At 71.0% G+C, this 14,405-nt stretch carries 14 protein-coding genes; all 14 read right to left on the bottom strand.

All coding sequences use genetic code 11. The features are described 5' to 3' along the window. Positions 1 to 47: 47 nt before the first annotated feature. The 14 genes from AB0J72_RS15870 to AB0J72_RS15805 all read right to left on the bottom strand — a co-directional run bounded on the left by AB0J72_RS15870 (position 48) and on the right by AB0J72_RS15805 (position 14,337). Complete coding sequence (locus AB0J72_RS15870; protein ID WP_363399209.1) at positions 48 to 665, bottom strand: TetR/AcrR family transcriptional regulator; 618 nt, start codon at positions 663 to 665, stop codon at positions 48 to 50. A gap of 58 nt (positions 666 to 723) precedes the next feature. After that, positions 724 to 2,310 carry an MFS transporter gene (locus tag AB0J72_RS15865; RefSeq protein WP_363399207.1) on the bottom strand — a complete coding sequence of 529 codons (1,587 nt, stop codon included), beginning with the start codon at positions 2,308 to 2,310 and terminating at the stop codon, positions 724 to 726. Between the two features lie 124 nt (positions 2,311 to 2,434). Next, a complete protein-coding gene (locus AB0J72_RS15860; protein WP_363399205.1) occupies positions 2,435 to 3,394 on the bottom strand; it encodes a branched-chain amino acid ABC transporter permease in 960 nt (319 codons plus the stop codon). A gap of 82 nt (positions 3,395 to 3,476) precedes the next feature. Beyond that, on the bottom strand, positions 3,477 to 4,349 hold the full coding sequence (locus tag AB0J72_RS15855; RefSeq protein ID WP_363399203.1) for a branched-chain amino acid ABC transporter permease: 873 nt from the start codon (positions 4,347 to 4,349) through the stop codon (positions 3,477 to 3,479). Positions 4,350 to 4,353: 4 nt separating this feature from the next. Continuing rightward, complete coding sequence (locus AB0J72_RS15850) at positions 4,354 to 5,595, bottom strand: ABC transporter substrate-binding protein (protein WP_363399201.1); 1,242 nt, start codon at positions 5,593 to 5,595, stop codon at positions 4,354 to 4,356. A gap of 10 nt (positions 5,596 to 5,605) precedes the next feature. After that, positions 5,606 to 6,298 (bottom strand): ABC transporter ATP-binding protein, encoded by a 693-nt coding sequence (locus AB0J72_RS15845; RefSeq protein ID WP_344503531.1) that lies wholly within the window; start codon positions 6,296 to 6,298, stop codon positions 5,606 to 5,608. Next, on the bottom strand, positions 6,285 to 7,043 hold the full coding sequence (locus AB0J72_RS15840) for an ABC transporter ATP-binding protein (protein WP_363399198.1): 759 nt from the start codon (positions 7,041 to 7,043) through the stop codon (positions 6,285 to 6,287). The genes AB0J72_RS15845 and AB0J72_RS15840 overlap by 14 nt, the downstream gene beginning before the upstream one ends. A 203-nt stretch (positions 7,044 to 7,246) precedes the next feature. Then, positions 7,247 to 8,341: a branched-chain amino acid ABC transporter permease gene (locus AB0J72_RS15835; protein WP_363399196.1), complete on the bottom strand. Its 1,095-nt coding sequence runs from the start codon at positions 8,339 to 8,341 to the stop codon at positions 7,247 to 7,249. Further along, a complete protein-coding gene (locus AB0J72_RS15830; RefSeq protein ID WP_363399194.1) occupies positions 8,338 to 9,225 on the bottom strand; it encodes a branched-chain amino acid ABC transporter permease in 888 nt (295 codons plus the stop codon). Before AB0J72_RS15830 ends, AB0J72_RS15835 begins: the two co-directional genes overlap by 4 nt. After that, a complete protein-coding gene (locus tag AB0J72_RS15825; protein ID WP_344503527.1) occupies positions 9,222 to 9,944 on the bottom strand; it encodes an ATP-binding cassette domain-containing protein in 723 nt (240 codons plus the stop codon). Before AB0J72_RS15825 ends, AB0J72_RS15830 begins: the two co-directional genes overlap by 4 nt. A gap of 100 nt (positions 9,945 to 10,044) precedes the next feature. Next, on the bottom strand, positions 10,045 to 10,788 hold the full coding sequence (locus tag AB0J72_RS15820) for an ABC transporter ATP-binding protein (RefSeq protein WP_363399352.1): 744 nt from the start codon (positions 10,786 to 10,788) through the stop codon (positions 10,045 to 10,047). A 72-nt stretch (positions 10,789 to 10,860) separates the two neighbouring features. After that, the gene (locus AB0J72_RS15815) at positions 10,861 to 12,072 is read right to left on the bottom strand and encodes a substrate-binding domain-containing protein (protein ID WP_344503526.1); all 1,212 of its coding nucleotides are present in this window, start codon (positions 12,070 to 12,072) and stop codon (positions 10,861 to 10,863) included. Positions 12,073 to 12,202: 130 nt separating this feature from the next. After that, positions 12,203 to 13,075, bottom strand: coding sequence for an alpha/beta hydrolase (locus AB0J72_RS15810; protein WP_363399191.1), 873 nt, complete (start codon positions 13,073 to 13,075; stop codon positions 12,203 to 12,205). Positions 13,076 to 13,128: 53 nt separating this feature from the next. Then, positions 13,129 to 14,337: a glycoside hydrolase family 5 protein gene (locus AB0J72_RS15805; protein WP_344503524.1), complete on the bottom strand. Its 1,209-nt coding sequence runs from the start codon at positions 14,335 to 14,337 to the stop codon at positions 13,129 to 13,131. Positions 14,338 to 14,405 lie beyond the last annotated feature (68 nt).

The following is a 14,405-nucleotide window of genomic DNA, read 5'->3' as shown; positions in this document are numbered from 1 at the left end:
CCATGGCGACCGGATCCGCTATTCGATCAAGCTGGGTGGAAACGGGATCAGGGGCGGGCGCCGCGGAGGATGGCGTCGACCAGGTGCTCGGCGAAGCCCTCGTCGGGCACGGCAGGGTTCCAGTGCAGCATGTTCTGCACGATCGCCGGGCCCGACAGCATGAGCAGCGTCAGCTCCACGTCCAGGTCGGCGCGCAGCTCGCCGCTCTCGATGCCGCGGCGCAGGACGCCCCGCATCACCTCGCGGCGGGGCTCGACGACGCCGGCCTGGTAGACCTTGTGCATCTCCTCGCTCTTGACGAGCTCGGGCAGCAGGCAGGCGGTGACCTTGCCGTAGTGGTGCATGCGCTTGGAGCGCATGCCCGCGATCAGGGCGACCAGGTCGTCGCGGACCGACACGCCCGCGGGCTCCGGGACGGGGCCCTTCATCGTGGTGACGGCGTCGATGAGGAGGGCTTCCTTGTTGGGCCAGCGGCGGTAGATCGTCGCCTTGCCGACGCCCGCCTTCGCCGCGACCGCCTCGATGGACAGCGCGTCGGCGCTCTGGCCCGCGCTGAGCAGGTCCAGGACCGCCTCGATGATGGCCTCGTCCGCGCGCGCGCTGCGGGGCCGGCCGGGACCCTTGCGGTCCTGGTCGGCCACCGCATCCACGCTCGCCGTCGTCATGGCTTCCATTGTTACCGAGTTCTCACACGGAAGCCATCAACAGCCGGCTCGAAGGACATCACACGTCCACCAGCTCGACACCCTGCTCCTCGGCGAGGCCTTCCGCGGTCGTGGGCGCGGGAGCCGAGGCCGGGCGCTTGCCGGGCAGGAAGGCGAACGCGACGGCCGCACCGAGGACCGCGAAGATCGCGGAGCCGATCGCCGAGTAGTGCATCGCGGTGATGAAGGCGTCGTTGGCGTGCTGGATCAGCGCCGGCCCGGCGGGCCCGACGTGCGGCGCGACACCGTACGCACCGGAGATCGACTCGTCGGCCACGTGCTTCGCCGCGGCCGGCAGGCCGGTCGTGGAGGACTCGACGCCGCTGCGGTAGTAGGAGCTGATGACCGCGCCGAGGGCGGCCACGCCGAGGGCACCGCCGACCTGGCGGATGGTGTTGCTGACGGCCGATCCGACGCCGGCCTTCTCACGGGGCAGCGCGGCCATGATGGCCTCGGTGGCGGGCGGCATCACGTTGGCCATGCCGACGCCCATGATGAAGAACAGGGCACCGACGACCCAGATCGGCGTCGAGGCGCCGATGAAGATCCAGCCGGCCAGGCCGAGCGAGACGAGGAGCAGGCCGGTGGTGCTGACCGCCTTGGGGCCGAAGCGCTTGACCATCGCGGCGCTGCGCGGGGCGAAGACGAGCTGGCCGAGCGCGAAGGGCACGAAGAGCGCGCCGGAGGCGAGCGGGCCGTAGCCGCGCACCAGCTGCAGGTAGAAGGCGCTGGTGAACATGGCGCCCATCGCGGCGAAGAAGACCAGGCCGATCATCGCGGTGGAGGCGGAGAACTGGCGGTTGGCGAAGAGCTTCACGTCCAGCGACGGGAACTCGATGCTCCGCTCGTAGAGCACGAACGCGGCGAGGACGGCGGCCGAGGCGGCCAGGGTGCCCCAGGACTTGAGCTCGCCGAAGCCGGACTCGCCGCCTTCGATCACACCGTACGTGAGCAGCGTCAGGCCGATGATGGACAGGACCACGCCGACGATGTCGATGCGCCCGGGGCGCGGGTCCCGCGACTCGGGGATGAGCACGCTGACGAGGACCACGCCGACGACGACGATCGGGACGTTGATCAGGAAGACCGAGCCCCACCAGAAGTGCTCGAGCAGCAGGCCGCCGACGATCGGGCCGATCGCGACGCCGAGACCGACGGCGCCGGCCCAGACGCCGATCGCCTTGGCCCGCTCGCGCGGGTCGAAGACGTTGGCGATGATCGACAGGGTCGAGGGCATGACCGCCGCGGCGCCGAGGCCCATGAGGGCGCGGGCCCAGATCAGCTGGGCGGGCGAGTCGGCGTACGCGGAGACGAGCGACGCGATGCCGAAGAGCACGAGCCCGACGGTGAGCGTGATCCGCCGGCCGAGCCGGTCGGCGAGGATGCCGGCGGTGAAGAGCAGACCGGCGAAGACCAGGGTGTAGGAGTTGATCGACCACTCCAGCTCGCTCTGGGTCGCGCCCAGGCCGTGCACGGGGTCGGCGATCGTGCGCATGGCGACGTTGAGGACGGTGTTGTCCAGCACGACGACGAGCAGGCTGATGACGAGCACGCCGAGGATGGCCCAGCGGCGGGGATGTCCGGTGTTGGGTGTGGCTGCGTCCATGTGGTTCAAGCCCCCAGTGAGCGAACGCGCGATACGATACGGAACAGTTCCGTATCCTCCACCAACCTAAGGGAAGGCGAAGCGATACGGAACCGTCTCGTATCAGAATGTGCGGGCGATCACACTAGGGAACAAAACGGCGGACCAGTGCCACGGCGGACCCCCACAGGCCGCGCCGGAAGAGCAGCACGACGAGCACGAAGATGCCCCCGGTGACCAGGCCGATCAGCGTGAAGCCCGCCTGCGACAGCTGGTCCTCCAGGTTCACCACCAGGGCCGCGCCGACCACCCCGCCCCACAGCGTGCCGATGCCGCCGAGCACGACGAGCACCACGCCCTTGCCCGAGGTCGTCCAGTGCACGACGTCGAGGGAGACGAAGCCGTGCGCGACCGCGAAGAGCCCGCCGCCGAGCCCGGCGACGAACGCCGACAGGACGAAGACCAGCAGCTTGTACCGGTGGGCCGGGTAGCCGAGCGCGCGGGCCCGGGCCGGGTTGTCCCGGATCGCGACCAGCACCCGGCCGAACGGCGAGTGCACGATCCGCCACGCGAGCAGCAGCCCGAGCGCGGCGAGGGGCAGCGCCGCGTAGTAGAAGTAGTACGGGTCCGACAGGTCGAGCCCGAACAGCTCCCGCGGCACGCTCTGCAGCCCGTTCTCGCCGCCGGTCACCGACGACCACTCGTTGGCCACGAAGTACACCATCTGCGCGAAGGCCAGGGTCACCATCGCGAAGTAGATCCCGGAGCGCTTCACGGCGAGGTAGCCGATCGGCACCGCGAGGGCGGCCGCGGCGAGGGCGCCGCCGAGCACCGCGACGGGGAAGGGCACGCCCACCCGCGCCGCGATGATCCCGGCGGTGTACGCCGAGGTCCCCCAGAAGGCCGCGTGCCCGAAGGACAGCAGCCCGCCGTACCCCAGCAGCAGATCGATCGCGACGGCGAAGAGCGCCCAGCACAGCATGTCCACCGCGACCGCCGGATAGAGCCCGTTGGGCAGCCAGAGCGCGATGAGCGCCCCCACCGCGACCAGGCCCCAGCCGACCCACCGCGGGGTCCTCACCCGTTGCAGCATCAGCCCGGTCATGCCGTCACCTCCGCTACGCTCCGGCGCCGGCCTGCCCCGAACCTGCCACATGATGACCGGGCCGAGCCGCTCCGCTGCCCGGTCATGTCGGCAGCTCCTCTCGCCCGAAGAGCCCGGCCGGCCGGAAGAGCAGGACCAGGGCCATGACCAGGAAGATGAGGGTCTGCGCGAGCAGCGCCGGCCCGTATGCCTCGCTCCACGCCTGCAGCAGGCCGATCGCGAAGCCCGCGGCGACGCTGCCGAAGACCGAGCCGAGGCCGCCGATGACGACGACCGCGAAGACGCCGATGATCAGGTCGGCGCCCATGAGCGGGTTCACCGCCCGCATCGGCGCGGCGAGCACCCCGGCGAGGGCCGCGAGGGCGACGCCGAAGCCGAAGACGGGCGCAATCCACCGCCCGACGTCGATGCCGAGGGCGCGGGTCAGCTCGGGGCGTTCGGTGGCGGCCCGCACGACGGTGCCGACCCGGGTGCGGGTCAGCAGCCACCACACGGCGACGCACAGCAGCACGGCCACGCCGAACACGAACACCCGGTACGCCGGGAAGTCGAACAGCCCGAAGTCGACGGTCCCCCGCAGCCCGGCCGGCGCGCCGTAGGGGTTGGACTGCGAGCCGTACCGCGACTTCACCACGTCCTGCAGCATGAGCGTGAGCCCGAACGTGAGCAGGAAGTTGTACAGCGGGTCCAGTGTGGACAGCCGGCGGATCAGCCCGCGCTCCAGCAGGATCCCGAGCAGGCCGAGCACCAGCGGCACCACGAGCAGCGCCCACCAGAAGGAGATCCCGGCCTCGGCGAGCAGCACGTAGGCGCCGAACGCGCCGAGCATGTAGAACGCGCCGTGGGCGAAGTTCACCACCCGCAGCATGCCGAAGATGACCGACAGGCCGAGGGCGAGCAACGCGTAGAAGCTGCCCCCGACCAGTCCGTTGAACGTGTGGGTGAGGAAACCCATCGGACTAGAGCTTGCAGTCGGCCGACGGGGCGCGGAACGCCTCCTGGGCGGGGATCGTCTTGACGATCTGCTCGTAGTCCCAGGGCTCCTTGACCTCGCTCGCCGGCTTCACCTTGGCGAGGTAGGCGTCGTGCACGACCCGGTGGTCGGCGGCGCGGAACTCCCCGTTGCGGAGGAAGAAGTCGTTGGCCTTCTTGCCTTCCAGCTGCTTCACCACGGCGTCGGCGTCGTCGGTACCGGCGGCCTGCACGGCCTCCAGGTACTGCATCGCCGCGGAGTAGTTGGCGGCGTGGGCGAACGTGGGCCGCTGGCCGCCGGCACGGGCGGAGAACTTGTCGGCCCAGGCGCGGTTCTCGGCGTCGAAGTTCCAGTACCACGCGTCGGTGAACGTCGTGCCCGCCAGGGCATCGGGGGTCAGCGAGTGGATGTCGGTGAGGAACATGAGCCCGACGGCGAGCCCGACGCCCTTGTCCCGCAGCTTGAACTCGTTGTACTGCTTGACCAGGTTCACCAGGTCGGCGCCGGCCTGCATGGTGCCGAGCACGTCGGGCTTCGGGTTGAGCGTCGGCGCCTTGAGCAGGAACGTGGAGAAGTTGTCGTTGGGGAACGGGGTCGGGTCGCTCGCCACGACGCTGCCGCCGCCCTTGGCGATCGCGGCCTTGAAGGACTTCTCCATGTCCTGGCCGAAGGCGTAGTCGGGGTAGACGATGTACCAGTTCTTCGCGCCCGCCTGGGTGGTCGCGGTGCCGGTGCCGTTGGCCAGCATCGCGGTGTCGTAGGCGTAGTGGAAGGTGTACTTGTTGCAGGACTTCCCGGTCAGGTCGGTGGTCGCGCCGGAGATGTTGAAGTAGAGCTTCTTGCTCGCCTTGGCGACGTCGGCGACCTTCAGCGCGGCCGAGGACGTCGGCACGTCGAGGATCGCGTCGACGCCGAGCCGGTCGTACATCTCCGCGGCGCGGGTGTTCGCCACGTCGGGCTTGTTCTGGTGGTCGGCGGTCTCCACGGAGATGTTCTTCGTGATCGCCTTGTCGCCGTACTTGGCCTTGAAGTCCTCGATCGCCATGTTCACGGCCACGACCGAGTTCTTGCCCGACAGCTGCGCGTAGACGCCGGACTGGTCGTTGAGGATGCCGAGGACGAGCTTGTCGCCGGTGAGCTTCGAGCTCCCGCCGGAGCGGGGTCCGCCGCCACCGCAGCCCGACAGGGCGACGCAGAGGGCGGCACCGGCCGCGAGCGCTTTTCTCATGATATTTCTCCTAGATCCCGAGGTGTGCGAGGAGTTCGGCCTCGCGGGACTGGATGTCGGTGTTGTCGAACGCGCCGACGATCCGCCCCTCGGCGAGGAGGTAGTGGCGGTCGGCGACCGTGGTGGCGAAGTGCAGGTTCTGCTCGACGAGCAGGACGGTGACGCCGTGCTCCTTGGCCCGGCGCAGGATCTCGCCGACCTGCTGGACCAGCAGCGGGGAGAGCCCCTCGGTGGGTTCGTCGCAGAGCAGGACCGTGGCGCCCATCCGCAGCACGCGGGCGAGGGCCAGCATCTGCTGCTCGCCGCCGGAGAGCTTGGTGGCCGGGCTGGAGCGCCGGGTGTACAGCGCCGGGAACGCCTCGTGGACCTGCTCCAGGCTCCACGGGGACGGCCCGACGACGGGCGGGAGGGTGAGGTGCTCGGCGACGGTCAGCGTGGCGTAGGCGCCGCGGTCGTCGGGCACCCAGCCGAGGCCGCGGCGGGCCCGCTGGTGGACCTTGCGCGCGGTGACGTCCTCGTCGGCGAGCCGGACGGTGCCGGACTGCGAGGTGTGCAGCCCCATGACGCAGCGCAGCAGCGTGGTCTTGCCGGCGCCGTTGCGCCCGCAGAGGGTGACGACCTCGCCCCGCTGCACGAACAGGTCGACGTCGCGCAGGACCTGCGCCTCGCCGTACCACGCCGAGAGACCGTCAATGTGCAACATCGGAGCTCCCCAGATAGGCCTCGATCACCCGCGGATCGGTGCGGACCTGCTCATAGGGGCCCTCGACGAGGACCCGGCCGGCCTGCAGGACCGTGACGGTGTCGGCGAGCCGGCCGACGACGCGCATGTTGTGCTCGACCAGCACCACCGTCCGGCCGTCCCGGACGGCCGCGATGAGCTCGACGGTGCGGTCGACGTCCTCCAGGCCCATCCCGGCGGTCGGCTCGTCCAGCAGCAGCACCTTCGGGTCCAGCGCGAGCGCGATGGCCAGCTCGAGGGCCCGTTTGCGCCCGTACGCCAGGCTGCCGGCCAGGGTCTCCCCCGCGTCGCCGAGGCCGACCAGGTCGAGCAGCTCGCCGGCGCGGGCCGAGAAGCGGTCCAGGAGCCGGTGGCTGCGCCAGAACGACCAGCCGAGCCCCGTCGCGCTCTGCAGGGCCAGCTCGACGTGGGTCCGCACGGTCTGCTGCGGGAAGAGGCTGGTGATCTGGAAGGAGCGGGCGACGCCGAGGCGGGCGACCCGCTCCGGCGGGAGCCCGGTGATGTCGTCACCGCCGAGCTCGATCCGCCCGGCGGTCGGTGCGAGAAACCCGGTGAGCAGGTTGAACAGCGTCGTCTTGCCGGCGCCGTTGGGTCCGACGAGCGCGTGCACGCTGCCGGCGGCGACGGTGAGGTCGACCGCGTCGACGGCCCGGAAGCCGCGGAAGTCACGGGTGAGACCGCGCGCTGTCAGGGCGGGACCGTCCATCGGGGGACACACCTCCTCGTGGCGGTGGGCGGGTGGCGGTCACATGTGGCCCGCCGTTGCGGCGAACGCTATGACCGGCGCCACACCCAGGCCATGGAGGCGATCCATACATTTGCCCGTGTAAGCGTGTGCCCGTACCCCACACAAAAAAGACACCGGTCGATTCGATGGTGATCGAATCGACCGGTGCCCGGGGGGACCGCTCATCGGCGGTCCGGTATCCACCTCGCAAGGGGTCCGAGGCGGGTCCGCAGGCCGGCGAGGCCGCCGGGGAAGAAGTACACGGCGAGGATGAAGACCGTGCCGAGCACGAACAGCGGCTGCGACAGCGGCCCGCTCAGCACGCCCGGCAGGCTGTCGACGGCGTCGGAGCGGCCGAACGCGACGAGCCGGTAGTCGAGGTACGTGAAGAGCATCCCGCCGATCAGCGGCCCCCACCGGGTGCCGGGGCCGCCGAGCACGACCATGACGAGCAGCGTCAGCGTCTGGTCGGACGCCGCCACGTGCGGGGTGGCGCCGCCGATCAGCAGCGCGTACATGGCACCGGCGAGGCCGGCGAGCCCACCCGCGACGGTGAACGCGAACAGCTTGTACCGGTACGGGTCGAGGCCGAGCACGCCGACGCGGCGCTCGTCGTCGCGGATCGCGGCGAGCACCCGCCCGGCGGGCGCGTCGGCGATGGCGTGCACGACCAGGACAGTGACGACGGCGACGCCGACCGCGAGCCAGTACAGGTTCACGGTGTTGGTGACGCCGACGAGCGCGTCGGGCACGCCCGACGTGTCCATCGGCAGGCCCTCCTCGCCACCGGTCTGCCCGCCCGGGTCGCGCCCGATGGTGATCGCGCCGACCTGCGCGAAGGCAAGGGTGACCATGGCGAAGGCGATGCCGTTGGTCCGCAGCGCGATCGCCCCGAGCGCCGCGGCGATCGCGGCGGTGCCGACGACGGCGAGGAGCACGGCCTGCCACAGCGGGAAGCCCGCCTTGGTGACGAGGACGTCGGTGCCGTAGACGCCGGCGGCGAAGTAGAGCGCGTGGCCGAAGGACAGCAGCCCGGTGCGCCCGAAGAGCAGGTCGTAGCCGGTGGCGAGGGCGCCGAACACCAGGCACAGCGCGAGCAGCTGCAGCGTGCCGGGCTTGTTGATCGCCGCGTCGAACACGCCCGGGATGGAGATCGACCAGTACGGCAGCGCGATGAGCACGACCAGGAAGACGAGCGGCCCGAACCGGGCGGGGTGCCACTTCCGGCGCGGCTTCGGCACGGTGCCGCCGGGGGTCACCGCGGTGTCCGTCATCATGAGGTGGCGACCTTTCCGGTGATGCCCTGCGGGCGGACGAGCAGCACGATCGCCAGGAGCGCGACGACGCAGATGTCGCCGAGCCCCGGTGAGGTGTAGTTGACGAACTGCTGCAGCAGCCCGACGGCGACGGCGGCGTAGGCGGCCCCGACCACCGAGCCCATCCCGCCGATGACGACGACGATGAAGCCGAAGATGAGCAGCGAGCTGCCGCCGGTCGGGGAGATCGAGCCGGCGTAGACCCCGCCGAGCGCGCCGGCGAGCGCGGCGGCGGCGCCCCCGATCGCGAAGACGAGCGTGAACGCGCGGCGCACGTCGATGCCGAGCGCGGTGACCATGGACCGGTCCTCGACACCGGCGCGGATGACCAGGCCGATGCGGGTGTACTTGAGGAACGCGAGCAGGCCGGCGAGGACCACCGCGGCCGCGCCGATGAGCAGGAAGCGGTCGTTGGGGACGCGGGCGCCGGCGATCTCGGTCAGCTCCTGCGTCCACTGCGGCCGCGGGTAGGTCCGCGGGTCCGCGCCCCAGGACGCCTGCAGCAGCGCCACGCCGGCCAGCGACAGCCCGACGGTGACGAGGACCTGCTCGATGGTGCGCGAGTACAGCGGCCGGATCAGCACCAGCTCGACGAGCGCGGCGACGACCGTGCCGCAGAGGACGCCGAACGCGACGGCGAGGACGAAGCCCCATCCGGAGGCCCCGGCGCCGGGGAGGTTGCCGGAGGCCCACCAGGTGCCGTACGCGCCGACGGACAGGAACAGCCCGTGCGCGAAGTTGAGCACGTCGGCGAGCCCGAAGACCAGCGCCAGACCGGACGCGACGAGGAAGTACAGGGCGGCGAGACCCAGCCCGGTCAAGGTCAACAGCACAAACGTGCTCATGCGTGCTCTCCCTTGCCGACGCCGAGCAGCGCCTTGGTCTTCTCGGTGTAGTCGAGCAGGTCGCCGGCCCCGCCGGTGTACGCGACGCGGCCGTTGGCGATGACGACGGCGTGGCGGGCCATCCGGCGCACCACCGCCAGGTTCTGCTCGACGAGCAGCATCGGCACGACGGCGGCGACGGCCTCCAGCGCGGCGGCGACCTCGGTGACGACCTTCGGGGCGAGGCCCTTCGTCGGCTCGTCGATGAGCAGCAGCCGGTTGGGGTTGAGCAGGACCCGGCCGATCGCCAGCATCTGCTGCTGGCCGCCGGACAGGGTGCCGGCCCGCTGCCGGGCCCGCTTGCGCAGCTCCGGGAAGAGGCCGTGGACGGTCTCGTAGTCGGGGGCCGTGCCGGCGCGCTCGGCGAGCCGCAGGTTCTCCGCGACGGTGAGCCCGGCGAAGACGCCGCGGTCCTCGGGCACGTAGCCGAGGCCCTGCCGGACCAGCCGGAACGTGGGCTGCCGCAGGATGCTGCCGCCGGCGAAGCCGACCCGGCCGGTGATCTCCGCGGCGCGCGGCATGAGGCCGAGGACGGCCTTGAGCGTGGTGGTCTTGCCGACGCCGTTGCGGCCGAGCAGCGCGGTGACGCCCTGCGGCTGCACGGAGAACGTGACGCCCTGCAGGATGTGCGACCCGCCCACCTTGACCGACAAATCCGAAATATCGAGAATGGCGGTCACGGTGCCACCTTCCCGGACATGTCCGCTGCGCGAACATGTCCGACATTTCGGTTATGTCGGGGAGCGAAGCGAGTCGACATAACCGTGCTCAGAGGATGTCTCACAGCTTCTCCCCCAGGTACGCCTCCTGGACGGTGCGGTCGGCCATGACGACCTCCGGCGTGTCGCAGATGAGCAGGGCGCCGTGGTGCATGACGGCCACCCGGTCCGCCAGGTCGAGCACGACGTCCATGTGGTGCTCCACCATGAGGACGCTGCGCCGCTCGTCGCGGGTCAGCGTCTTGATCAGCGCGACCAGCCCCGGGACGTCCTCGGCGCTGACGCCGGCCATCGGCTCGTCCAGCAGGAGCACCTTCGGCTCGCCGGCGAGCAGCAGCGCGATCTCCAGCTTGCGCTTCTCGCCGTGGGCGAGGGTGCCGGCCAGGGTGCCGGCGCGGTGGTCGAGCCCGACCCGCCACAGCACCCGGTCGGCGCGCTCGGCGATGTCCTTGTCCGCCCCGCGCAGCGGGAAGGGCCGGATCGAGCCGCCCCGGCGGGCCTGCACGGCGAGCCGCACGTTCTGCGCCACGGTCAGCGACCCGAACACCGACGACGACTGGAAGGTGCGGCCGAGGCCGCGGCGGGCCCGGCGGTGCGGCGCGAGCCGCGTGACGTCGTGCCCGGCGAGCGTGACCGAGCCGTCCGTCGGGCGGCGCAGGCCGGAGATCAGGTTGAACAGCGAGGTCTTGCCCGCGCCGTTGGGGCCGATCACGGCGAGGAACTCGCCCTCGGCCAGGTCGATCGAGACGTGGTCGACGATCGCGACCTCGCCGATCTTCCAGGTCAGCCGCCTGGTCGACAGCAGGCCGGTGGCCGGGGCGTCAACCGCCCCGGCCGTGACCCCAACATGCGGCGTGTTGGTTCGGGGGAACAACCGTCAGCCCTTCATCTGGACGACCGGCGGGGCCGCGTCGGCCGGGTCGATCGCCTTGACGAGCTCCGGCTTCAGGTCGGCGCCGGAGCCGGAGAACTTGCCCTGGAACATCGGCTGCAGCAGGGCGTGGTCCTCCTTGCGGACCGTCAGCTTGCCCTTGACGCCGTCGAAGCTCCAGCCCTCGAGCGCGGTGACCATCTTGTCGGCGTCGTCGCCGCCCTCGCCGGCCGCCCGCACCACCATCTGCGCGGCGGTGAAGCCGTCCGGGTGGAACAGGTCGACCTTGCCGCCCTCGACGCCCTTGCGCAGCGCGGTGGTGGCCTCGTTGTCGCTGGCGCCGTCGAAGTAGTGCGCGAGCAGCGACAGCTTGCTGCCGGCCGCGCCGAACGTGGCCCAGGAGGCGCGCTGGTCGATGCCGGTGACGACCATGGTCGAGCCGAGCACGCCCTGCTGGTCGAGCGCCTGCCACATGGCCGGGGCGGTGGTGCCGGCCCACGCCACGAAGATCATGTCGGCCTTGGCGCCCTTCGCCTGGGCGGCGAAGCCGGTGAACTCGGTCGCGCTGGCCGGGACGAACAGGTTGTCGACGGTGGCGCCGGCGCCGCCGATGACGGCCTTGACCGCGTCGGCGTTGGACTTGCCGAAGGTGCCCTCCTGCGCGAACACGAGGACCTTCTTGCCCGTCGGCGACGGCAGGTAGGACTTCGCCGCGAGGACGTCCTGGTAGGACTGGCGGCCGGAGCGGAAGGTGTACTTGTTGACGCCGGTGACCGCATCGGACGCGGCCGGCCCGGAGATGAAGAGCACCTTGTTCTGCGCGGCGAGCGGCGCGACCTGGCCGGCGACGGCCGAGCCGGTGCTGCCGGCGATGATCTTGTAGCCCTGGCCGATGAGGTCCTTGGCGGCGGAGACGGCCTTCGCCGGGTCACCCGCGTCGTCGACCTCCTTGACCTCGACCGGGCGGTTGCCGACCTTGCCGGTGCCCTTGGTCGCGAAGGCGAGGCCCGCCTTCCAGCCCTCGATGTACTGCTTGCCGTAGCCGGCGAGGGCACCGGTCTGCGAGTAGACGAGGCCGACCTTGATGGGGGTGCCGTCCTTCGCCGGCTCCTGCGCCGCTTCCTGGGGGCTGCTGCACGCCGCCGTGAACGTCGCCGCGATGCCCAACCCGAGCGCCGCGAACAGTACCCGCCGCGGCGCAGTCGTCTGCCGAATCACGCTTCCTCCGTGTGAACGCCTTGTTAAGGCCAGCGCCTGCTGGCGGTGTTCGCACACGCTAGGAGTGGCGCAGGGCACCGAGCTATGTGGGCGGACCACACAAGTCGGGCGGGTTGCCCGGTTCGATGCCCTACGAGACGGCCACGAGGTCGAGGAACGCCCCCAACATCGACAGAAACACCGGGGAATGTTCACCCTCGGTGACGAAGAGCATGTGGTCGGCGCCGGGGAGGACGGCGACGGCGTTGCGCCCGCGGTGCAGCCCGGAGAGGCGCTCGGCGAGGACCGCGACGCTGCGCTCGACGGGCACGAGCTCGTCGGCGGCGCCGAACAGGGCGAGGATCGGGCAGCGCAGGTGCGGGACGACCGCGGCGGGGTCGAAGCTCAGCGCCTGGGCGAAGAACGCGAGGGTCTCCACGGTGTCGTACGGCGCGGCCGCGGCCACGTCGTGCCACTCGCGGCCGGCGTGCCGGTGCTGCGCGTCGAGGACCTGGGCGGGCGGGTCGCCGACGGCGAGCCTGGCGGCGCGCTCGTCGACCCAGCGCATCGCCTCGTCGACGACGGCGGGCGGGTGCCCGGCGCGGCGCAGCGCCCGCTCGATCCGGACGCGCTCCTGCTCGGCGATGCCGACCGCCGGCCCGGACACGGTGATCACGAAGTCGACGGCCTCCGGCCGGCCGGTGGCGGCGAGGAAGGAGATCCAGCCGCCCTGGCTGTAGCCGATGAGGCCGACCCGCTCCACGCCGGTCTCGGCGCGCAGGGCGGCGACGGCGGCGAGGGCCTCGGCGGCCCGGTCGGCGAAGCTCTGCGCCCACCAGCCGGCCGGCTTGTCGTGCCGCAGCGTGGCCACCCCGCGCCCGGCCAGCCAGCCGGGGATGCCGACCCAGTCGTGCCGCGTGGCGGGCCCGGAGCCGTCGACCAGCACCAGACCGGCCCGGGGCGCGTCCGGCGGCACAGTGAGGATCGCTTGCAGGTCGCCGACCGTAAGGTCCCGTTCAGGCATGAGGCCCTCCCCACGCTGAACATAACAGCGCAGGGAGGGCCATCGACGACTGCCTAGGGCTTCTTGGCCGTCGGCGTCGACTGGTACGACTTGAGCAGGTCCATCTTCGCCTGGTCGATCGTCTTCCAGTCGTCCTTCAGGACCCCGCCGGTGTCGCCGGAGTTGGGGTTCCAGGACCAGTACGTGTAGCTGAACCCGTTCTCCTTCATGTAGGAGATGAGGTGCCGCTGCCAGATGCCCTCGAGGTCCTTGTTGCCCTGGGCGTCCTTCTCCGCGACGGAGCGGCCGCCGAACTCGCCCATCAGGACCGGGGCCACGTTGTTCTTGACGAGGTGGCCGAACTGCTTGTCCCACAGCGCCGGCATGTTGGCCGGGAACGCCGGGTCGGTGAACCAGCGCTGCGACCACACCTTGGGGCTGTAGTCGTGCGCGGAGTACACCAGCTTCGACTGGTCCTTGAGCCGGACCGGGTCCTTGGCCGCGCCCTGGAGGTTGCCGCCCCACCAGTACCCGTCGCCGTCGTAGGACTCGATGCCCTCCACGACGATCAGCCAGTCGGGGTTCTCAGCCAGGATGGCGTTGCCGGCCCGCTCCGCGGCGGCCCGCCAGTCGGTCTTGTCGCCGCCGGTGCCCCAGGTGGCCTCGCCGTGCGGCTCGTTGTGCAGGTCGGCGCCGACGACGAGCGGGTTGTCACGGTAGTGCTTCGCGAGCATCTTCCAGTCGGAGATCCACCGCTCCTCGCTGACCTTGTCGGTGTACCAGAGGTTGCTCTGGCCCTGCGAGGTCGGCCGGTGCCGGTCGAGGATGACCATCATCCCGCGCTTGGTGATGCCCTCGACCACCTTGTCCATGATCTGCGGGCCGGTGAGCCCCTGCAGGTCCGGGTTGAGCTTGTAGTCGACGCCGTTGGGCTTCGAGGCGGCGTCGAAGAGCTCGTTGCTGAAGGGCAGGCGCACCGAGTTGAAGCCCTGCGCGGCCATCTGGTCGAGCATGTCGTCCAGGGAGCGGGACCACAGCCCGTGCGGGGCGAACGTGTTGGTCTCCAGGCCGAACCAGTTGACCCCGGTGAAGGTGACCGTCCGCCCGCCGGCGTCGACGATGCGGTTGCCGTTGGTGTGCAACGGCAGCTGGAGCTGCCGGCCGGCCGCCGTGGCCGGACCGTGCTTCTCCTCGGAGTTGCGCATGACAAGACCACCGGTGGTGACAGCGGCGGCGGCGAGCACCAGGGTGGCGCTGAGCCACACAAGACGGGAACGCTTCAAGACCTGTCCTCACGTACGACGACGTCGGGCAGGTCAAAACATTACGGATTCGGAAATTTCAGGTCAGC

The sequence above is a fragment of the Dactylosporangium sp. NPDC049742 genome (genome assembly GCF_040674675.1).
GTDB classification, from domain to species: domain Bacteria; phylum Actinomycetota; class Actinomycetes; order Mycobacteriales; family Micromonosporaceae; genus Dactylosporangium; species Dactylosporangium maewongense.
The sequence above is the reverse complement of the archived record's forward strand: the minus strand, read 5'-3'. Positions and strand labels throughout refer to the sequence as shown.